This window comes from Brevibacterium renqingii (assembly GCF_017808105.1).
Lineage (GTDB): Bacteria > Actinomycetota > Actinomycetes > Actinomycetales > Brevibacteriaceae > Brevibacterium > Brevibacterium renqingii.
Window position 1 is genome coordinate 165,111 of record NZ_JADBHF010000006.1, and the last position, 21,656, is coordinate 186,766.

Annotated in this window: 16 protein-coding genes and 1 tRNA gene; 16 read left to right on the forward strand and 1 reads right to left on the reverse strand. The window is 64.6% G+C overall.

The window, feature by feature from the left end:
• Positions 1 to 53: 53 nt before the first annotated feature.
• The 13 genes from IHE57_RS08090 (at position 54) to IHE57_RS08150 (ending at position 11,849) form a co-directional block, all read left to right on the forward strand.
• A tRNA-Trp gene (locus IHE57_RS08090) sits at positions 54 to 126 on the forward strand.
• A gap of 97 nt (positions 127 to 223) precedes the next feature.
• On the forward strand, positions 224 to 502 hold the full coding sequence (secE, locus tag IHE57_RS08095) for a preprotein translocase subunit SecE (protein ID WP_135537149.1): 279 nt from the start codon (positions 224 to 226) through the stop codon (positions 500 to 502).
• 82 nt (positions 503 to 584) lie between these two features.
• Positions 585 to 1,409: a transcription termination/antitermination protein NusG gene (nusG, locus tag IHE57_RS08100; RefSeq protein WP_209372326.1), complete on the forward strand. Its 825-nt coding sequence runs from the start codon at positions 585 to 587 to the stop codon at positions 1,407 to 1,409.
• Positions 1,410 to 1,659: 250 nt separating this feature from the next.
• Entirely contained in the window at positions 1,660 to 2,097 is a 438-nt protein-coding gene (gene rplK / locus IHE57_RS08105; RefSeq protein ID WP_209325792.1) for a 50S ribosomal protein L11, read from the forward strand.
• 64 nt (positions 2,098 to 2,161) lie between these two features.
• Positions 2,162 to 2,857: a 50S ribosomal protein L1 gene (rplA, locus tag IHE57_RS08110; RefSeq protein ID WP_209372328.1), complete on the forward strand. Its 696-nt coding sequence runs from the start codon at positions 2,162 to 2,164 to the stop codon at positions 2,855 to 2,857.
• A 164-nt stretch (positions 2,858 to 3,021) separates the two neighbouring features.
• Positions 3,022 to 4,314: a GAF domain-containing protein gene (locus tag IHE57_RS08115; protein WP_209372331.1), complete on the forward strand. Its 1,293-nt coding sequence runs from the start codon at positions 3,022 to 3,024 to the stop codon at positions 4,312 to 4,314.
• A 115-nt stretch (positions 4,315 to 4,429) separates the two neighbouring features.
• Positions 4,430 to 5,953 carry an acetaldehyde dehydrogenase ExaC gene (exaC, locus tag IHE57_RS08120; RefSeq protein WP_209372333.1) on the forward strand — a complete coding sequence of 508 codons (1,524 nt, stop codon included), beginning with the start codon at positions 4,430 to 4,432 and terminating at the stop codon, positions 5,951 to 5,953.
• A gap of 134 nt (positions 5,954 to 6,087) precedes the next feature.
• Positions 6,088 to 7,107, forward strand: a complete 1,020-nt coding sequence (gene adhP, locus IHE57_RS08125; protein ID WP_209372335.1) for an alcohol dehydrogenase AdhP — start codon at positions 6,088 to 6,090, stop codon at positions 7,105 to 7,107.
• Between the two features lie 352 nt (positions 7,108 to 7,459).
• Positions 7,460 to 7,987, forward strand: a complete 528-nt coding sequence (gene rplJ, locus IHE57_RS08130) for a 50S ribosomal protein L10 (protein WP_209325787.1) — start codon at positions 7,460 to 7,462, stop codon at positions 7,985 to 7,987.
• Between the two features lie 66 nt (positions 7,988 to 8,053).
• A complete protein-coding gene (gene rplL / locus IHE57_RS08135) occupies positions 8,054 to 8,443 on the forward strand; it encodes a 50S ribosomal protein L7/L12 (RefSeq protein WP_209325786.1) in 390 nt (129 codons plus the stop codon).
• A 141-nt stretch (positions 8,444 to 8,584) separates the two neighbouring features.
• Complete coding sequence (locus IHE57_RS08140; RefSeq protein WP_209372337.1) at positions 8,585 to 9,826, forward strand: hypothetical protein; 1,242 nt, start codon at positions 8,585 to 8,587, stop codon at positions 9,824 to 9,826.
• Entirely contained in the window at positions 9,826 to 10,689 is an 864-nt protein-coding gene (locus tag IHE57_RS08145; RefSeq protein ID WP_209372339.1) for a hypothetical protein, read from the forward strand. Before IHE57_RS08140 ends, IHE57_RS08145 begins: the two co-directional genes overlap by 1 nt.
• A gap of 11 nt (positions 10,690 to 10,700) precedes the next feature.
• Positions 10,701 to 11,849 (forward strand): hypothetical protein, encoded by a 1,149-nt coding sequence (locus IHE57_RS08150; protein WP_366933902.1) that lies wholly within the window; start codon positions 10,701 to 10,703, stop codon positions 11,847 to 11,849.
• A 22-nt stretch (positions 11,850 to 11,871) separates the two neighbouring features.
• On the opposite strand, the gene IHE57_RS08155 is transcribed toward IHE57_RS08150, so the two are convergent.
• Positions 11,872 to 12,666 (reverse strand): MBL fold metallo-hydrolase, encoded by a 795-nt coding sequence (locus IHE57_RS08155; RefSeq protein ID WP_209372343.1) that lies wholly within the window; start codon positions 12,664 to 12,666, stop codon positions 11,872 to 11,874.
• A gap of 135 nt (positions 12,667 to 12,801) precedes the next feature.
• Between IHE57_RS08155 and IHE57_RS08160 the strand changes: the two genes are divergently transcribed.
• The 3 genes from IHE57_RS08160 (at position 12,802) to IHE57_RS08170 (ending at position 21,571) form a co-directional block, all read left to right on the forward strand.
• Positions 12,802 to 13,953, forward strand: a complete 1,152-nt coding sequence (locus IHE57_RS08160) for a GNAT family N-acetyltransferase (protein ID WP_209372345.1) — start codon at positions 12,802 to 12,804, stop codon at positions 13,951 to 13,953.
• A 197-nt stretch (positions 13,954 to 14,150) separates the two neighbouring features.
• Positions 14,151 to 17,630 (forward strand): DNA-directed RNA polymerase subunit beta, encoded by a 3,480-nt coding sequence (rpoB, locus tag IHE57_RS08165; protein WP_209325780.1) that lies wholly within the window; start codon positions 14,151 to 14,153, stop codon positions 17,628 to 17,630.
• Positions 17,631 to 17,698: 68 nt separating this feature from the next.
• On the forward strand, positions 17,699 to 21,571 hold the full coding sequence (locus IHE57_RS08170; RefSeq protein ID WP_209325779.1) for a DNA-directed RNA polymerase subunit beta': 3,873 nt from the start codon (positions 17,699 to 17,701) through the stop codon (positions 21,569 to 21,571).
• Positions 21,572 to 21,656: the final 85 nt, after the last annotated feature.

Sequence of the window (21,656 nt, forward strand, 5' to 3'; positions counted from 1 at the left end):
TTTCTCGTGGTTGGACAGCATCCGGATCCGCAGGGTCCGAGCCGTTCGATCGAAGGGGTGTGGCGCAATTGGTAGCGCAACGGTCTCCAAAACCGTAGGTTGCAGGTTCGAGTCCTGTCACCCCTGCGCAGTTGACTCTGCCGAAGTCCCATCGGCTAGGCGCCGTCCTCGACTGGCACGAACAATTGTGAAGCCCCAAACGAAACCGACCGAGTGAGGATGTGTGAGCGACACACCGGCAAAGAAGACTGGCAGCGCACCCAGCAGTGCCTCCGGTCCCAAGAAGCTCGGATTCTTCGGACGAATCCTGCAGTTCTTCCGCGAGGTTGTGGCGGAGCTCAAGAAGGTCGTCACGCCGACGCGCAAGCAGCTGGTCAATTACACTCTGGTGGTTCTGGGCTTCATTCTGTTCATGATGCTTCTCGTCACGGTCCTGGACCTGGTGTTCGGCAAGCTCGTCGGATTCGTCTTCGGCGGAACGCCGCTGTGGCCCCTATGGTGACACGCCCTCCGCAGTGACACACTTTATGCTGAATCTTCACTCCCATCCGGGAATCACAACACGCGAAGCGAGGAATTGATCGGTGTCGGATACCAGTTCACCTGAGCAGGAGACCCCTGAGACCCAGGACGTCACTCCCGAGGAATCGGGTGCCGCAGTGGTGCCCGAAACCGAATCCGAAGCTCCGGCCGTCGACGCCGAGGCGAGCGAGACCGAGGCAGCGGACGTGGAGTCGGCAGATTCCGAATCCGCCGCTGAGGGCGATGCTGCCGAGACCGCTGCCGAGGAGGACCCGGCCGAGGAGTTCAAGGCCGAGCTGCGCATGCAGGAGGGTGACTGGTATGTCATCCACTCCTACGCGGGCTACGAGAACCGCGTCAAGCAGAATCTCGAGAACCGCACCATCAGCCTCAACCTCGAAGAGTACATCTTCGAGTCCCAGGTGCCGATGGAAGACGTCGTCGAGATCAAGAACGGCCAGCGCAAGCAGGTGCGCCGCGTGCGCATCCCCGGCTACGTGCTCGTCCGCATGGAACTGACTGATGAGTCCTGGGGCGCCGTGCGCCACACCCCGGGTGTGACCGGGTTCGTCGGCAATGCCTATGATCCGACCCCGCTGTCGATCGACGAGGTCTTCTCGATGCTCGCCCCGATCTTCGAAGAGCGCCAGGCCGAGGCCGCCGCTGCCGAGGGACCGGCCGCCGAGGCCGCCGCCAAGTCGGCTCCCATCACCGAGGTGGAGTTCGAGGTCGGCGAATCCGTCCTCGTCAAGGAGGGCTCCTTCGAGGGTCATCCGGCCACCATTCAGGAGATCCGCCCCGAATCGCAGAAGCTCACCGTGCTTCTGTCGATCTTCGAACGCGATGTCCCCGTCGAACTCGGCTTCGACCAGGTCTCGAAGCTGTGAGAACTGAGAGCTGATCGCCAAGGCGGTCGGCAGCGAAGGGGCCCGGAGGATTCCGGGCCCCTTCGTCGTTCTCCCTGCCCCGGCTCGATCGGCGCCGGGCGGCGGCGTGATCCGGCTCACGAGCATTTGCTCACGGGCAGGCGCGCATGGAATACTGGTGTGGTTTGATTGCGGCCCTCATCGGAGGCCGTCGTCGAACGATGTGCTGTATTCGTCTGGCACATCGAAACTTCAAGATTAAGGACCGTACATGCCTCCCAAGAAAAAGGTAGCCGGCCTCGTCAAGCTCCAGATTCAGGCAGGTGCCGCCAACCCGGCGCCTCCGATCGGTCCGGCGCTTGCCCAGCACGGCGTCAACATCATGGAATTCTGCAAGGCCTACAATGCCGCTACAGAATCCCAGCGCGGAAACATCGTTCCCGTCGAGATCACTGTGTACGAAGACCGTTCGTTCACCTTCGTTCTCAAGACCCCGCCGGCGGCTGAGCTGATCAAGAAGGCTGCCGGAGTGAAGTCGGGTTCGGCCACGCCGCATACCGTCAAGGTCGCCCACCTGAGCGCCGACCAGGTGCGTGAGATCGCCAACACGAAGATGCCCGACCTCAACGCCAACACCCCGGAGCAGGCCGACCGCATCGTCGCCGGAACCGCACGTTCCATGGGCATCACCACCGACATCGAGGTCTGAGACCTCACCTCACACAGTGGCAGGGCCCACGCAGCCCACACCACGACTGCAAGGAGCAAAGCAGATGGCAAAGCGTTCGAAGGCCTACCAGGCCGCGGCTGAGAAGATCGCCGCAGATGTGAACTACGAACCGGCCCAGGCGATCGCCCTGGCCAAAGAGACCAGCGTGGCGAAGTACGACGCCACCGTCGAGGTCGCCCTCCGCCTGGGTGTTGACCCCCGCAAGGCGGATCAGATGGTGCGCGGCACCGTCAACCTTCCGCATGGTACCGGCAAGACCGCCCGGGTCCTGGTGTTCGCCGCCGGCGACCGTGCAGAAGCTGCCCGTGAAGCAGGTGCTGACTTCGTCGGCTCCGATGACCTGCTGGAGAAGGTGGCCGGAGGGTTCACCGACTTCGATGCCGCCGTCGCGACCCCCGACATGATGGGCAAGGTCGGCCGGCTCGGCAAGGTGCTCGGCCCCCGTGGCCTGATGCCGAACCCGAAGACCGGCACCGTGACCATGGACGTCGCCAAGGCCGTGACCGACATCAAGGGCGGAAAGATCGAATTCCGCGTCGACAAGCACTCGAACCTGCACTTCATCATCGGAAAGGTCTCCTTCTCCGAGGATGCGCTGCAGGCGAACTTCGAGGCCGCCATCGACGAGATCCTGCGTCTGAAGCCGTCCTCCTCGAAGGGCCGCTACATCAGCAAGGCGACGATCACGACCTCGAACGGCCCCGCCGTTCCGGTCGACCACTCGGGCCTGCGCGTTTGATCGACTGATCAGCGCGTCGGCGCAGCCTGACAGAGGGCGGGAAGCGAGCAATTCGCTTCCCGCCCTCTGTCGTTGCCGCCCTTGCCCGGGGAAGGCTTCGCGATTAGATTATGAGCAATCGAGGCTCTCTTCCGACACCCGCCGATGGAGGTGGACCGTCCGTCATGCATTCGACGCTTCTGCTCGAAGACGCCTATCAGCGAACCGTGCGGCGAGCACATGATCGCCTGCAGACACCGTCGTCGATGCTCGGCGAGCCCGAGCGGAATCCGGACGGGCACTCCGACGGGGTGCGCGCCTCGGTGCTGGAATCGTGGGGGCGCTCCCTCGACCGACTGCGCGATCCTGCCGGAGCCCGGGTGCGCGTGGCCTATGAGGCCGACCGTCTCGCCGAAGTGCGGAGACGTCACCCCTTCCACTCGATCATGCCGCTGCTGCGTTCGCACCTCATCGAACCTGCCAAGGATGCGGGGCTGTTGGCGGCGCTCGGTGACGAGCAGGGACGGCTGCTGTGGGTCGAGGGGGAGCGCACGGTGCGGGACCGCGCCGAGGCCATGGGGTTCCTTCCGGGCACGGACTGGTCCGAAGAGGTCATGGGCACCTCGGCGCCGGGCTTGGCTCTGCAGTCCAAGAAGGCGGTGCAGATCAGTCGGGCCGAGCACTTCGCCCCCGACGTCCACTCCTGGAGCTGCAGCGCCGTTCCCGTGACCCATCCGCTGACCGGTCGTGTCATCGGCATCATCGACGTCACCGGCGGCGACGATGCGGTGTCGTCGATCGTGCTGCCGCTGCTCGCCTCGACGGCGAAGGCCGCAGGTGCACGGCTGTCCCAGCTCTACACCCCGCAGCGGGCGCTGTGTGCGGACACCGAGGCGGCCGGGAGCGAGCTCGCCGTCTTCGGTCCCAGCCCCGCTCTGCAGGCTCCCGACGGCACGACTGTGCCGCTGACCAGGCGGCATGCTGAGATCCTGCTCCTGCTGCACCGTTTTCCCGATGGTGTCAGCGGATCCGGTCTCGTCGATCTGCTGTGGCCGGTCGGCGGCAGCGAGGTCACCGTGCGTGCCGAGATCAACCGGCTGCGCAGAGCCATCGAGGGTCTCGGCGATCTGCGGATCGAGGCCCGTCCCTATCGGCTGCGCGGTGAGCTCAGCTCCGATCTCGAACGCGCCCGTGAGGCGCTGTCCCAGGGGGACGTGGATACGGCGCTGGGACAGTACCGTGGGCTCGTGCTGCCGGATTCGGACGCTCCGGGTGTGCGCGAGATCAGTGCAGAGTTCGATGCGCTCATACGGGAGACGCTGCTCCAGGAAGGAACCTGGCAGCAGCTGTGGCGCTATGCCGATCTGCCCGGCTTCCGCGACGATGTCGAGGTCCTCATGACAGTCCTGCGCTTGGCACCTCCCGAGGCCGTCGAGCGCCATGCGGCTGTTGTGCGTCTGGAGGCCCTCGGGTGCTGAGATCCCGGGGAGCTCACGATCCGGTGTGATGCAACCCACTTGCAACGTTGCCCTCGGTAGGGTCGTGACCACACGGAGAACATCCGGTGGAAGCAGACGCATCAAAGGAGTTGCAATGACTGTCTACGCACAGCCAGGTCAGGACGGGTCGCTCGTCACCTTCAAGTCCCGCTACGAGAACTTCATCGGAGGGCAGTGGGTGCCGCCGGTCGACGGAAACTATTTCGCGAACCCCACCCCGGTCACCGGACAGGCCTTCACCGAGGTTCCTGCCAGCACCTCCGCCGACATCGAACTCGCCCTCGACGCCGCACACAAGGCCGCTCCGTCCTGGGGCAAGACTCCGGTGGCCGAACGGGCGAACATCCTCAACAGGATCGCCGACCGCATCGAGGAGAACCTCGAGCTGCTCGCTGTGGCCGAGACCTGGGACAACGGCAAAGCGATCCGTGAACCTCTCAATGCGGATCTGCCGTTGGCCGTCGACCACTTCCGCTATTTCGCCGGAGCCATCCGCGCCCAGGAGGGCGGACTGTCCCAGATCGACGACGACACCGTGGCTTATCACTTCCATGAGCCCCTCGGCGTGGTCGGCCAGATCATTCCCTGGAACTTTCCGATCCTCATGGGCGTGTGGAAGATGGCTCCGGCACTGGCCGCCGGCAACGCGATCGTCCTCAAGCCGGCCGAGCAGACGCCGGCCTCGATCCTCGTGCTCGTCGAACTCATCGCCGACCTGCTGCCCGACGGCGTGCTCAACGTCGTCAACGGCTTCGGCCTCGAGGCCGGCAAGCCCTTGGCCTCGAACAAGCGGATCTCGAAGATCGCGTTCACCGGTGAGACGACGACGGGTCGTCTGATCATGCAGTACGCCTCGCAGAACATCATCCCGGTGACCCTCGAGCTCGGCGGCAAGTCGCCGAACATCTTCTTCGAGGATGTGCTGGCGAAAGACGATGCGTTCGCGGACAAGGCCCTGGAGGGCTTCACGATGTTCGCGCTCAACCAGGGCGAAGTCTGTACATGCCCGTCCCGTGCTCTCATCCAGGACGCGATCGCCGATCCGTTCCTCGAGGCGGCTGTGGCCAGGACCAAGAAGATCGTCCAGGGCAATCCCCTCGACACCGACACCATGATGGGCGCCCAAGCCTCGAACGATCAGTTCGAGAAGATCATGTCCTACCTCGACATCGGTCGGCAGGAGGGCGCCGAGGTGCTCACCGGCGGTGGCCGGGCCGAGCTCGACGGCGAGCTCGCCGGCGGCTTCTACGTCCAGCCGACGATCTTCAAGGGCACGAACTCGATGCGCATCTTCCAAGAGGAGATCTTCGGGCCCGTCGTCTCGGTCGCGACCTTCTCGGGCTACGACGATGCCCTGACCACGGCCAACGACACCCTCTACGGCCTCGGTGCCGGTGTCTGGTCGCGCGACGGCAACACCGCCTACCGCGCGGGCAGGGACATCCAAGCCGGACGCGTGTGGGTCAACAACTATCACGCCTACCCGGCGCATGCGGCCTTCGGCGGCTACAAGGCCTCGGGCATCGGACGCGAGAACCACAAGATGATGCTCGACCACTACCAACAGACGAAGAACCTGCTAGTCAGCTATTCGGAGAACGCACAGGGATTCTTCTGAGCGATTCGATTCACCGAGCGGTGCCGGGTCCCGTCCGGCACCGACTCCGGAGGCGGCAGCAACATTCTGCCCGCCGCTGCGATCTCAAACCCCGCATGATCAGGAAACCCCACATCGTCACAAAGGAGCGAATGATGTCCGAAATGAAGGCAGCGATCGTCGAAGAGCTCGGCAAGGAGCTCACCGTCACCGACAGCGACATTCCCGAACCCGGGCCGGGCCAGGCCCTCGTCAAGCTCATCGCCTCGGGGGTCTGCCATACCGATCTCCATGCGGCGCAGGGCGACTGGCCGGTCAAGCCCAAGGTCCCTCTCATCCCGGGCCACGAGGGCGTGGGCATCGTCGAGAAGGTCGGCGAAGGCGTCACCGACGTCGAGGTCGGGCAGATGATCGGCAATGCATGGCTGTGGAGCGCCTGCGGAACCTGCGAGCACTGCCGCCAGGGCTGGGAGACCCTGTGCGAGCGGCAGGTCAACGGCGGCTACGGCACCAACGGCTCCTTCGGCGAGTACATGCTCGTGGACACGAAGTTCGCGGCGATCATCCCCGAAGGCTCCGATCCCTATGAGATCGCTCCGGTCCTGTGCGCCGGAGTCACCGTCTACAAAGGACTCAAGCGCACTGAGGTCAAGCCGGGACAGTGGGTCGTCATCTCCGGCATCGGCGGGCTCGGTCACATCGCCGTGCAGTATGCGGTGGCGATGGGTATGCGTGTCGTCGCCGTCGACGTCGCCGATGACAAACTCGCGCTGGCGAAGAAGCACGGGGCGGAGATCACCGTCAACGCCTTCGCCGAGGATCCGGCCGAGATCATCCAGTCCGAGATCGGCGGCTCGCACGGAGTCCTCGTCACGGCGGTGCACCCGGCGGCCTTCGGTCAGGCCATCAACATGACCCGCCGAGGTGGGACGATCGTCTTCAACGGTCTGCCTCCGGGCGACTTCCCCGCACCGATCTTCGACATCGTGCTCAAGGGACTGACGATCCGCGGCTCGATCGTCGGCACCCGGCAGGACATGGTCGAGGCGCTCGAATTCTATGCCGCCGGGAAGATCCGTCCGACGTTCACGAAGAGGCCGCTCGAGGACATCAACGCGATCTTCGACGAGATGGTCCACGGCAAGATCGACGGCCGCGTCGTCATCGAATACTGACCTCGCTGCTGTCTGACGGCGGCTCTGGTGCCACGCGCGTGGCACCAGAGCCGCCGTCAGATGCTGTGGGGGAGAGGTGTGGTGGGGATCTCGGGGCGGGATTGGACTTGGCGCGACGGGGTTGGCTAGACTGAACACACCCAAGACCGTCGGTCTCTGCGGTTCCACCTGGATTCGCCATCGGATTCAGGTGCCCGCGGGCGAAGACTCCCAGTGAGTGTCCCACGCAGGTGAGCTCGAGATACTTCCGCTGGATTCCTTTCGGAATCGGCGGCCAAGCGTTTCACGCCTTCCTGCGTGGAGCGCTTTTTCTGTTGTCGGGACAGACCGGACGACTTATGAAAGGAACACCATGGCGAGGCCAGACAAGGCAGCCGCAGTCGAGGAGATCAAACAGCAGTTTGAGAACTCCGACGCTGTGTTGCTGACCGAGTACCGCGGTCTCACCGTCGCGCAGATGAAAGAACTGCGCGTTTCTCTCGGTGAGAACGTCAGCTACGCCGTGGTAAAGAACACGCTGACCAAGATTGCAGCCAAGGAAGCCGGAGTCACCGGTCTCGATGAGCACCTCAACGGGCCCACCGCGATCGCGTTCGTCAACGGCGAACCCCCTGAGGCTGCCAAGGCTCTGCGTAACTTTGCCAAGGCGAACTCCCAGCTCGTGGTGAAGGGCGGTTACTTCGATGGAGCCGCTCTCAGCGCCGAGCAGGTCAACCAGCTCGCCGACCTCGAATCCCGCGAAGTGCTGCTTGCAAAGGCAGCCGGTGCCATGAAGGCAAGCCTCCACCAGGCGGCTTACCTGTTCACCGCTCCGCTGGTCAAGGCCGCGCGCACTGTCGATGCCCTCCGCGAGAAGCAGGACGACACTCCTGCTTCCTGATGCCGGAGCATCACACCCATCAAACCCGGTCACTGTCAGTGACCATCACAGGAAGGACTAGCCACCATGGCTAAGCTCACCACCGACGAGCTCATCGAAGCTTTCAAGGAGCTCACCCTCATCGAACTCTCCGAGTTCGTCAAGAAGTTCGAAGAGGAATTCGACGTCGAGGCTGCCGCCCCGGCCGCCGCCGTCGCAGTCGCCCCTGCCGCCGGAGGCGGAGAGGCCGCTGCTGCTGAAGAGCAGACCGAGTTCGACGTCATCCTCGAATCGGCCGGCGAGAAGAAGGTTCCCGTCATCAAGGAAGTCCGTGGACTCACCTCCCTCGGACTCAAGGAAGCCAAGGACCTCGTCGACGGAGCTCCCAAGGCCGTCCTCGAAGGCGCTTCGAAGGAAGACGCCGAGAAGGCCAAGGAGACCCTCGAGGCTGCCGGCGCGACCGTCACCCTCAAGTGATCCCACCGGCAGCGGTCTGACCGCTGTCGAAGCTTCGAACCCCCACAGCTGCGGCTGTGGGGGTTCTTCGCTTCCCCGCCCCCGTTCGGAGCCGACGCGGGTGTGCTGTGAATCTCCGCGCAAACCTACTACTCTTGTCGGGTGACCTCGACCACGACCACTGAAGACGAGCTGCTCACCCACCTGCGTTCTCGTCTGCAGGAGGCCTGGGCGAAGGATCCGCTCTTCATCGAGCCCGTCATCGAAGACGGTCTGAGCCGCAACCAGCTCGACAGCATCGAACACGCTTCCAGCGAGGCGGCCGAGTCCGATCTGCCCTATTTCATCGCCGTCCTCCCTGACCAGCCGGACGGCCCAGGCAATCTCGAGGACTGGGGCAGAGTCACCTCGAATCTGGCCCAGACGATGTACGAGAGCCGCGACGCCGAACAGGTTCTCGTTCTCTTCGCCACAGCAGGCGGCGGCTCCAGATCATGGCCGTATCTGGTCTCCGACCTCGGACCGATCGTCCCCCGAGGAGGAGGGGGCCTGACGAGATCGGCATCCGACGACTTCCTCCCGGTGGAACTCAATGTGCCCTATCAGATGCAGATCCTCCTCGCAGCGGCCGGCGGCGCACCGGCACCTGGCCCTCCGCAATTCGATCCGAAGGACGTCGGTCAGTCCAACGAGGACTACATCGAGAAATGGGATCTCGACGAAGGGCCCCCCGATGTCCTGGTCATGGGAGCGACTGCGCTTGTCGCCGCGGGGCTGACCACCTGGCTGCTCGCACGAAGAAGGCGCTACGCGTGGAGAGCCGGTTTGACGACGGCACCGGAGCTGACGAAGCACTTCGATCTGCGTTCGCGGGTCGCGCACATCAGCGAGCCGCTGCCCGAGCCCTACGCTGCTGAGGACGGCCTGTGGCAGATGTACGATCGCGGTCGCCGCGTCCAGAACGCGGTCGCCGCGATCTCTCAGGCCCATCCCAATTGGGCCGACTCCGAGGATTTCTCCCACCGGATGGCGGTCCACTGTCTGAGCCGAAGCGACAAGTGGATCCGCCGTGCCCTCCGCGGCCGCGAGGATGTCGAGGAGCCGCTGTTCTGCTTCTTCCTGCCCAGTCACACCGGCAGCATCGAACCGGTCGTCTGGAAGCAGAAGTCCACTGCGCTGACGGTCAACGCCTGCGACGCGTGCCGCGACGACCTGACCACCGGTCACGATCCTGTGACCTTGATGGTGCCCAAACGTCCCGGAGCGAAGAGAGTCAGACCTGTACCCTATTTCCTCCGTGATGATGCCTACGCGACCAGTGGATTCGGCAGCTTCCAAGCACTCGAGACGGCGATTCTGGCCAGGGCCCCGAAGGCGGCGGGAACGATGGGGGAGAGGCCGTGATGAATCAGCGCACGGCAGGCAGGAGGAAACCCGCTGGAGACGGTCCCGGTCCGGTGAGGGCCGGGATCGCGCTTCTGCTCTTCATCATCGTCGCCATCGGGTCGACGATGTACAGCATCTCCCTGTTCGACGAGGCCAAAGATGCCCGCATCGCGGAAGCCGACAGCGACCGGCCGCAGGTCGACAGCATCTATTCGGACCGCATCGAGAGCCAGTACGATGCCGATTACGATCGTTCGCGATACCAGGAGATCGCCCGCTCCTTCGAGGAGGATCCGGTCTGGATCGACGATTACCTCGCCTTCGAGATGCGCGACGAGGACATCGCAGGCATCCACGATGAGATCGACGCAAGCGACCCACCGCTCTACGTGGCATTCCTGGCTGCCACAGAACTCGACGACGCCGATGGGCAAGCGGACCTGTTGGCCAATCGCATCATCGCCGAGGTGCCCGATGACGAGGCCACGGTTCTGGTGATCGCGAGCAACCGGGAGGCGGTGGCGAACAAGGGGATCTCCCGGGATATCGACAGGCGTCCCGGCACCGTCGACGACGACTCCCTGTCGCAGTCCGGGTTGTCCTTCGCCCGGGCGCTGGCCGCCGCGCCGGTCGAGGAGGAGGACTTCGGCTATGGCGCCTCGTTCGATCCCAGCGGGAATCCGATCGTCGTCCATGAGGAGGATGAGGAGGACCCGAGGACACTCCGCTACACCACCGGCTCGGCAGTGGGCGGAGCGGGAATCGGCCTGATCATCGGCGGCGGACTGGCCGTGGGCGGGGTCCTCGGTGTCCGCAGCTGGTGCCGCAGGCGCCAGTTCCCTGAGGACGGCCTGCCACAGACCCAGCAGCAGAGGAAATGAGCCAGAACGACGTGGACGCACAACAGATCGCCCAAGCGCTGAAGACCGATCCCTTCTATATCGACCCCGCAGTTGCGGACACCCTGGACGGTCGTCTCGTCGACAAGGCCGAAGCCACGGTCAAGGACCTCGACTTCGATGTCTACGTCATCGCAGTGGAATCCGAGCACGGCAGCGTCGACCGAGACCTGCTCCAGCAGGTCAAGGTCTTCACCGGCTCAGAAGGCGCATTCGTCATGATCGACGACGGCACCGGCATCGCGGTCGACACATACTTCACCGACGCACACCACGAGAAGAAGATGGAAGTCATGGATCAGCAGCTCAACGCTTATGATGCCTGGAGCACTTCCACCCCGTCGGTGTCGAAACTCAATGTGCTCCTCGATTTCTACGAGCATCCGCAGGAACACGTCGAATCCGGCGACACCGTCGCCGAACAGAAGCAGCCGGGCAGCGACGTGGTCCAGGACACCGGCAGCGGCAGCTTCGCCCCACTGTTCCTGGGCGGCTCGATCCTCGTCCTGGCGCTGGTCATCGGTGGGATCTTCCTCTTCCGCACGCTACGGGCCAAAGCGGCCGAGTCGCGCCGCCGGGAACGGTTCCGACTGCCCAGTTCACTGCTGCACAGAGTCGATCATCTGCAACGCAGCGCGCTGCGCGAGGACATCGGCTCTGAAGCCACCGAGTTGGCTTCCTCCCTGGATCAGCTGCGCACCGATGATCTCAGCTCGGCCGAGCTCAGTCAGGTCGAGAAGGCCTTCGACGCCTATCACGAGGCGAGGGTGATCGTCGATGACGAATCGGCCGAACGCATCGACCTCGCCGGGGCCATGGTGCTGCTGCGGCAGGCGCGCCGCGAGATCAGACTGGCAGGCCGCAGCCGCTCATCGCGGACGAGTCGGCCCGAGAGCCTGTGCACGGTCAACCCGCTGCATGGTGAAGCGGAGACGACCTCGCCGGTGTCGGTCGGATCGCAGGCGGCGCGTGTTCCGGTGTGCTCGGTCTGCGAGAGCGATCTGCGGGACGGCAGAGACCTGCAGTGGATCTTCGATGGGGACCGGCCGTATGTCGAGGGTGCCAGTGTGTGGGCGGAGACCCTCTTCGGCGCCATCGGCGGAGATCTCGTCACGGCTCTCAAATCGCAGCCGCCCCGCTGAGGATGCGATCGAGGATCGCCGCTCAGAGAAGCCTGAGCTCTCGGGGCACGCGACGATCATGATCACCGGGCATCGTCCGTGCGGGCAGGGCCACCTCGGCGTCGTCCTGGTGAAGTCGCATCCCATCGATGTCTGCGAGCTGACGCTGCACGAATCTGCGGTCCACGGGCACTCCGTGCCCCGGGACGAATGTCGTCGCCTCCGCGAAGTCGAGGACCGTGCGAAGACTGTTCGTCCAGTGGCTGAGCGAGGCATCCGCACCCGCCTGCGGGGCGTCGCCCTCCTCGATGAGATCGCCGACGAAGACGACACCGAGGTCGGGCAGACGGACGACGAGATCGGCTGTCGAATGCCCTTCGAGGACATGGAACTCGGCCCGGCAGCCGCCGAGGTCGACCTCGGCCGGTCCCGACGAGGACGGTGCGACCGGCGTCACGTCGACGAAGAGCTCACCGGGATCGACGGGCAGCTGCGCGGCGAACTCGGCTGTGGCGGGGTCGTGGCGAAGAGCATCGAGGGCGAGCCATGCGCTGCCCTCCTGATCGGTGGCGAAGCTGCTCGAGGCGAAGGCCCGGCCCGCTCCCGCTGCGAGCAGCGCGGCGGCCCCGAACCAGTGGTCCCAATGATCGTGGGTGATGACCAGATCGATCTCTGTCGCGGCGGGGGATCGGCCGCGGAGTCGGGCCGCGCGGTCGGCGAGACGTCTGCCCGCATCCGGGCATGGTCCGGCATCGACGATGAGGCTGCTCGTGCTGCCGGTGATGATCCCGCAGTTGACGGCGGCCGGATCGGAGCTGAGCACGCTGATTGTCGTCATGCGATGATTCTAGGGGCATGAGATCGGGCGCCGCGAGCGAACCGGGGCAGGACGGAGCTGACTCCGATCACTGTCGGCGCCCGGGCTCGGCGGCTAGGATCGCATTCATCAGCTGCTCTGCGAATGAGGGGATCGATGGAGATCACACATATCCGCGCCGGCGCCCTCGCTGATCCGGCAGTCGACGTGCTGCTCGACGAGATCGTCGACTTCGACCGGAGGATCAACCGCGCTCTCGGATACGGAGAGGACTTCGACCCTCTTCCCGGGTCGGTGCGCAGCAAACTCGTGCGCACCGACGAATTCACATCGCACGAGATCTGGCTGGGTCGCGTCGACGGCAGGCTCGTGGCCAAGGCCGGCGCGTATCTCAGTCTGCAGGACAACACCGATGTCGCCGATGTCTACGCGGGCGTCCTGCCCGAACGGAGGCGCTCGGGGCTGGGAACCGAGCTGCTCACGGTCATGGAACGCCACCTGGGAGATGCCGGGAGGACGCGGCTGAACGCGTGGTGCGAAGTTCCCGCTGCGGACTTCGACGCTGATCCGCGCAGACCCAGGATCGCCGCGGCCGCCGGCACCGGCAGTCTTCCGGCCGAACGAGCCGAGGTCGCTTTCGCCCTTCGGCGTGGTTACGGTCTCCAACAGCTCGAGCGGTGCTCCGTCGCGAACATCCAGGACAGTACGTCAGGCGCACAGGGCAGCTCGCCAGGCAGCGTGGGCAGCTCGCCAGGCAACCGGGCGACCCGGCTGGGGGAGACGGAGCGGTCGGCGGCCGGAGTCGGGGACCGAGTCGGAGCAGACGACGGATATGTCATCCGCACTTGGGCGGGCCCGGCCCCGCACGAGCACGTGCAGTCCATCGCCCTGCTGAGGCAGAGGATGTCGACAGATGTGCCGGGCGCAGCGGATCTCCAGGACGAGGAGATCTGGAACCCCGCGCGGGTTCGGGCGCTCGAAGCGGACCGGGAGCAGGCAGGAGGGCGGACGCAGACGGCGCTGGCCCTCCACGACGGTGAGGGCGTCGGCTTCACCGAGGTCGTCAGCTATGCCCAGCGACCCCATGTGGCCTTTCAGGGCGCCACGCTCGTCGTCCGCGAGCATCGCGGCCACGGTTTGGGTGCGAGGCTGAAGAGCTCCAACCATGCGGCGCTGCTGGAGGGATCGGAGGTCGAACGCGTCTACACGTGGAACGCGGCGGAGAACTCGTGGATGCTGGCGATCAACGAGCGGGCAGGGTTCGAAGTCGTGGGCTGGGTCGGCCTGTGGAAGAAGATCCTTGCGTGACTTGACCTGATGCTATAAGCTTGATATTTGCATCGTTCTGCCTGTGGTGTGCCTTCATATAGCGGTGGGCACGTCATTTCCACTCAAGTGAACCACGTCGACGCCGGGAGTCGAAATCCGACACACCCGCGGGTCGTCGAAGCGAAGACGAGTGGGCAGACGAAGTATCAGATGGTGAAGCACTCGGAAGGAACCAATTGGCCGCCGCCAACGACAACACCAGGACCGCTAATCCCCCCCAGAGAATTTCCTTCGCGAAGATTCGCGAGCCCCTCGAGGTTCCCGATCTGCTCGGTCTGCAGACGGACAGCTTCGACTGGCTGATCGGATCGGAGGCGTGGCAGGACCGCGTCGCCGAGGCCATCGAAATCGGAGACGACTCCGTCGCGACCACCTCCGGACTCGAGGACATCTTCGAAGAGATCTCGCCGATCGAAGACTTCGGCGGATCCATGTCGCTGTCGTTCCGCGAGCATCGGTTCGAATCGCCCAAGTACTCGATCGACGAGTGCAAGGAACGCGACATGACCTACTCGGCGCCGCTGTACGTCACCGCCGAGTTCATGAACAACAACACGGGCGAGATCAAGAGCCAGACCGTGTTCATGGGTGACTTCCCCCTGATGACCGACAAGGGCACGTTCATCGTCAACGGCACCGAACGCGTCGTCGTCTCACAGCTCGTCCGCTCACCGGGCGCCTACTTCGAATCGAGCGTCGACAAGACCACGGACAAGGACATCTTCACTGCGAAGATCATCCCCTCCCGCGGTGCTTGGCTGGAGTTCGAGGTCGACAAGCGCGACCAGGTCGGCGTCCGCCTCGACCGCAAGCGCAAGCAGTCCGTGACCGTCCTCCTCAAGGCCCTCGGCTGGAGCGAGGCGAAGATCCTCGAGGAGTTCGGCGAGTTCGAGTCCATCCGCGAGACGATGGCCAAGGACACCGTGAGCACGCAGGACGAGGCGCTGCTCGACATCTACAAGAAGCTGCGCCCGGCAGAGCCGGCGACCGCCGAGGCCGCTCGCAACCTGCTCAACAACCTGTACTTCAACCCGAAGCGCTACGACCTGGCCAAGGTCGGCCGCTACAAGCTCAACCGCAAGCTCGGTGTCGAGGCTCCGCTGTCGGATTCGGTGCTCTCGACCGATGACATCGTGGCCACCATCCGCTACCTCGTGTCCCTACACGCCGGAGTGGAGACCGCCAAGGGCACCCGGGACGGCGAAGAGGTCGAACTCAGCGTCAAGCTCGACGACATCGACCACTTCGGCAACCGCCGCATCCGCGCGGTCGGTGAGCTCATCGAGAACCAGATCCGCACGGGTCTGTCGCGCATGGAGCGCGTTGTGCGTGAGCGCATGACCACGCAGGACGTCGAGGCGATCACGCCGCAGACGCTGATCAACATCCGCCCGGTGGTGGCTGCGATCAAGGAGTTCTTCGGCACCTCCCAGCTGAGCCAGTTCATGGATCAGAACAACCCGCTCGCGGGTCTGACCCACAAGCGCCGCCTCTCCGCGCTGGGCCCCGGCGGTCTCTCGCGTGACCGCGCCGCCATGGAAGTCCGCGACGTCCACCCCTCCCACTACGGCCGTATGTGCCCGATCGAGACCCCCGAAGGTCCGAACATCGGCCTCATCGGTTCGCTGGCCTCCTACGCCCGCATCAATCCGTTCGGCTTCATCGAAACGCCCTACCGCAAGGTCGTCGACGGTGTCGTCACCGATGACACCCAGTACCTGACCGCCGATGACGAACTCGACTTCAACATCGCGCAGGCCAACGCGCCGCTGACCGAAGAGCATCGTTTCGCCGAGGTCGAGGTTCTGGCCCGTCCGAAGGGCGGCGGCGGCGAAGCCGAGCTGGTCCAGTACGACCAGATCGACTTCATGGACGTCTCCGCACGTCAGATGGTGTCAGTGGCTTCAGCTCTCATCCCGTTCCTCGAGCACGACGATGCCAACCGCGCCCTCATGGGGGCGAACATGCAGCGCCAGGCCGTGCCGCTGGTGATGGCGGAGTCCCCGGTCGTGGGCACCGGCATGGAGTATCGTGCCGCAGTCGACGCCGGTGATGTCATCACCGCCGAGAAGTCCGGTGTCATCACCGAGGTCTCCGCGGACTATGTCACGGTGCTCGCCGACGACGGAACCCAGATGACCTACAAGGCTTCGAAGTTCAAGCGTTCGAACCACGGCACCTCGTACAACCAGCGCATCCTCGTCGACGAGGGGGACCGCGTCGAAGCCGGTTCCGTCCTCGCCGACGGACCGTCCACCGAGAACGGTGAGATGGCTCTGGGCAAGAACCTCCTCGTGGCGTTCATGTCCTGGGAAGGCTACAACTTCGAGGATGCGATCATCCTCTCCCAGCGCCTCGTCCAGGACGATGTCCTGTCCTCGATCCACATCGAGGAGCACGAGGTCGACGCCCGCGACACCAAGCTCGGTGCCGAGGAGATCACGCGGGACATTCCGAACATCTCTCCCGACGCCCTGGCCGATCTCGACGATCGCGGCATCATCCGCATCGGCGCCGAGGTCACCGACGGAGACATCCTCGTCGGCAAGGTCACCCCGAAGGGTGAGACCGAGCTGACCCCGGAGGAGCGCCTGCTCCGCGCGATCTTCGGTGAGAAGTCCCGCGAGGTCCGCGATACCTCGCTGCGCGTTCCCCACGGCGAGATCGGCACCGTCATCGGCGTCCGCGTCTTCGACCGTGAGGACGATGACGAGCTCTCGCCCGGCGTCAACCAGATGGTCCGCGTCTACGTGGCCCAGCGCCGCAAGATCACCATCGGTGACAAGATGGCCGGCCGTCACGGCAACAAGGGCGTCATCTCGACGATCCTGCCTGTCGAGGACATGCCGTTCCTCGCCGACGGCACCCCCGTCGACGTCATCCTCAACCCGCACGGTGTGCCGCGTCGTATGAACATCGGTCAGGTCTTCGAGGTCCACCTCGGATGGATCTCGAAGCAGGGTTGGAAGATCGAGGGCAACCCCGAGTGGGCGGCGGAGCTGCCGACGGCGGCCCGCGAGGCCGAGGCCGGCACCAACCTGGCCACCCCGGTCTTCGACGGTGCGCACGAGCAGGAGCTGCGCGGACTGCTGGATTCGACCACCCCGAACCGCGATGGGGACCGTCTCATCGACTCCTCGGGCAAGGCTCAGCTGTTCGACGGCCGCTCCGGTGAGCCGTTCCCGTACCCGATCTCGGTCGGCTACATGTACATGCTCAAGCTCCACCACCTCGTCGACGACAAGATCCACGCGCGTTCGACCGGACCGTACTCGATGATCACCCAGCAGCCGCTCGGTGGTAAGGCACAGTTCGGTGGTCAGCGCTTCGGTGAGATGGAAGTCTGGGCCCTCGAGGCCTACGGCGCCGCCTACACCCTGCAGGAGCTTCTGACGATCAAGTCCGATGACATCCCGGGCCGTGTGAAGGTCTACGAAGCCATCGTCAAGGGCGAGAACCTGCCCGATCCGGGAATCCCCGAGTCGTTCAAGGTCCTCATCAAGGAGATGCAGTCCCTGTGCCTCAACGTCGAAGTCCTGTCTTCCGACGGAGGCCAGGTCGAGATGGGCGAATCGGAGGACGAAGTCTACCGTGCAGCTGAAGAGCTCGGCATCGACCTGTCCCGCCGCGAAGCACAGACCGTAGAAGAAGTCTGAGGACTTCCACTTCAACCGACACAACTTTTTGATGAACGAGACGTTCATCGCCAGGAAAGAGGATTTACGTGCCTGACGTCAATTTCTTTGATGAACTGCGCATCGGTCTTGCCACCGCGGAGAACATCCGCGGCTGGTCACACGGTGAGGTGAAAAAGCCTGAGACCATCAACTACCGGACCCTGAAGCCGGAGAAGGACGGACTCTTCTGCGAGAAGATCTTCGGCCCCACTCGCGACTGGGAGTGCGCCTGTGGAAAGTACAAGCGCGTCCGCTTCAAGGGCATCATCTGCGAACGCTGCGGTGTCGAGGTCACCCGTGCCAAGGTGCGCCGTGAGCGCATGGGCCACATCGAACTCGCCGCTGCCGTGACCCACATCTGGTACTTCAAGGGCGTTCCCTCCCGTCTGGGGTACCTGCTGGACCTGGCCCCGAAGGATCTTGAGAAGGTCATCTACTTCGCGGCCTACATGATCACCTCGGTCGACGAGGACTCCCGTCACCGTGATCTGCCCAGCCTGCAGAACAAGATCGACGTCGAGAAGCAGCAGATCGGCACCCGCCGTGACGCCGACATCGACCGTCGTGCCAAGAAGCTCGAAGAGGATCTCGCCGCGCTCGAGGCCGACGGCGGCACCGCCCAGGCCAAGAAGAAGCTGCGCGACACCGCCGAGAAGGAAATGGACAAGCTGCGCAAGAACGCCGACCGCGAGGTCGACCGTATCGAGCAGGTGTGGGACCGGTTCAAGAACCTCAAGGTCAACGACCTCGAAGGCGACGAGAGCCTGTACCGCGAGATGTTCCATCGCTTCGGTCTCTACTTCACCGGCGCCATGGGCGCCGAGGCGATCCAGAAGCGTCTCATCGACTTCGACCTCGAGGCCGAAGCCGAGAAGCTGCGTGAGCTGATCGCCACGGGCAAGGGGCAGCGCAAGACCCGTGCGCTCAAGCGCCTCAAGGTCGTCAACGCGTTCCTGACCACCGACAACAACCCCGAGGGCATGGTCCTCGACGTCGTGCCGGTGATCCCGCCCGAGCTGCGACCGATGGTGCAGCTCGACGGCGGCCGCTTCGCGACCTCGGATCTCAACGACCTCTACCGTCGCGTCATCAACCGCAACAACCGACTCAAGCGTCTGCTCGACCTCGGCGCTCCCGAGATCATCGTCAACAACGAGAAGCGGATGCTGCAGGAGGCCGTGGACTCGCTGTTCGACAACGGTCGTCGCGGACGCCCGGTGACCGGACCGGGCAACCGGCCGCTCAAGTCGCTGTCGGACATGCTCAAGGGCAAGCAGGGACGCTTCCGTCAGAACCTCCTCGGTAAGCGCGTGGACTACTCGGGCCGCTCGGTCATCGTCGTCGGTCCGCAGCTGCACCTGCACCAGGCCGGTCTGCCCAAGACCATGGCCCTGGAACTGTTCAAGCCCTTCGTGATGAAGCGCCTGGTCGATCTCAACCATGCGCAGAACATCAAGTCGGCCAAGCGCATGGTCGAGCGCCAGCACCCGCAGGTGTGGGACGTCCTCGAAGAGGTCATCACCGAACACCCGGTGCTGCTCAACCGCGCACCGACCCTGCACCGTCTGGGCATCCAGGCCTTCGAACCCCAGCTCATCGAGGGCAAGGCCATCCAGCTGCACCCGCTCGTGTGCTCGGCGTTCAACGCCGACTTCGACGGTGACCAGATGGCCGTGCACCTGCCGCTGAGTCCCGAGGCGCAGGCCGAGGCCCGCATCCTCATGCTCTCGGCCAACAACATCCTCAAGCCCTCGGACGGCAAGCCCGTGACCATGCCCTCACAGGACATGATCATCGGTCTGTTCCACCTCACCTCCGAGCGCAAGGGACTGGCCGGTGAGGGACGTTCCTTCTCCGGTATGGGCGAAGCCATCATGGCCTTCGACCGCGGTGAGCTCGATCTCGGTTCGCCGGTGACCATCCGTCTGGAGAACGTCGTTCCCGGGGCGGACATGGACCTGCCCGAGGGCTGGGAAGCCGGTGATCCGCTGGATGTGCAGACCACCCTGGGTCGCGCGCAGTTCAACGAATACCTGCCTGCCGACTACACCTTCGTGAACTCGACGATCGACAAGAAGGCCTTGAGCCGGATCGTCAACCACCTCGCCGAGGAGTACCCGAAGGTCGAGGTCGCCCACACGCTGGACAACTTCAAGTCCGGCGGCTTCTACTGGGCCACCCGTTCGGGCATCACCATCGCCATGTCCGATGTCGTCTCGCCCGAGGCTAAGGCCGAGATCCTCGACGACGCCGAGGCCATCGACACGAAGGTCCAGCAGCAGTACGAACTCGGTGCGCTCACAGATGACGAGCGCCGCAACGAGCTCGTCAAGCTCTGGACCGAGACGACCGAGAAGGTCGACCAGATCATGCGCACGAACTTCCCCGAGGAGAACTCGGTGCTGCGTCTGGTCGAATCCGGTGCCTCCGGCAACTGGATGCAGGTGCGTCAGCTGGCCGGTATGCGCGGTCTGGTGACGAACCCGAAGGGTGAGATCATCCCTCGTCCGATCGTGTCGAACTACCGTGAGGGTCTGGCGGTGCTGGAGTACTTCATCGCCTCGCACGGTGCTCGTAAGGGTCTGGCCGACACCGCTCTGCGTACCGCTGACTCCGGTTACCTGACGCGTCGTCTTGTCGATGTGTCGCAGGACGTCATCATCCGCACCGCCGACGCCGATTCGAACAAGGGCATCACCCTGCCGGTCGCCGAACGCGATCACGAGGGCAACCTCGTCCCGCACGAGTACGCGGAGACCAGCGTCTACGGTCGACTCACCGTCAACGACGTCACCGACGCCGAGGGCAATGTCATCGTTCCCGCGAAGTCCGATGTCACCGCTGCGACTGTCGACGCTCTCGTGGCCGCCGGGATCGAGGAGATCAAGGTCCACTCGGTGCTGACCGCGGATTCGGATACGCAGATCTCCGCCGAGCACTACGGCCGCTCCATGGCGACCGGCAAGCTCGTGGACATCGGCGAGGCCATCGGCACCGTCGCTGCCCAGTCGATCGGTGAGCCCGGCACCCAGCTGACGATGCGGACCTTCCACACCGGTGGTGCCGCTGCGTCCTCGGGTGACATCACCCAGGGTCTGCCCCGTGTGACCGAGCTCTTCGAAGCCCGCACACCGAAGGGCTTCGCCCCCATCGCCGAGGCGACCGGTCGGGCGAAGATCGACGACAGCCGCAAGACCCGCTTCGTCATCATCACACCTGATGACGGCAGCGACGAGATCGAGCACGCAGTCTCCAAGCGCGCCCGTCTCCTCGTCGAGGACGGACAGCACGTCAAGGCCGGCGAGCAGCTCATCGTCGGTGCGGTCGACCCGAAGCAGGTCCTGCGCATCCGCGGTCGTCGCGAGGCCGAGCGCTTCCTCGTCGAGGAGGTCCAGAAGGTCTACCGTTCGCAGGGCGTGGGCATCCACGACAAGCACATCGAGGTCATCGTGCGGCAGATGCTGCGTCGCGTGACCGTGATCGAGTCGGGCGACACGAACCTGCTGCCCGGCGAGCTCGTCGACCGTGGCCGCTACCAGGCGGAGAACCGCCGTGTGGTCGCCGAGGGCGGCCAGCCGGCATCGGCACGTGACGAGCTCATGGGCATCACGAAGGCTTCGCTGGCGACCGAATCGTGGCTGTCGGCCGCGTCCTTCCAGGAGACCACCCGCGTCCTCACCGAGGCGGCCATGGAAGGCAAGTCGGATACGCTCATGGGTCTGAAGGAGAACGTCATCCTCGGTAAGCTCATCCCTGCGGGCACCGGCCTGCAGACCCACCGCAACATCGTGGTGGAGCCGACCGAAGAGGCCAAGGCCGAGATGTTCACCAACAGCTACGGCGACTTCTACGCGGGCATCGGAGCCGATTCTGGCTCCGCCATCCCGCTGGAGGACTACGACTACGGAGCCTTCAGCTGACCCGCTGATCCCGAGCCGGCAGGCAGACAGGAGGGGCACTCACCATCTGGTGGGTGCCCCTCCTGTCATTGCCAGGTGTTTCCGC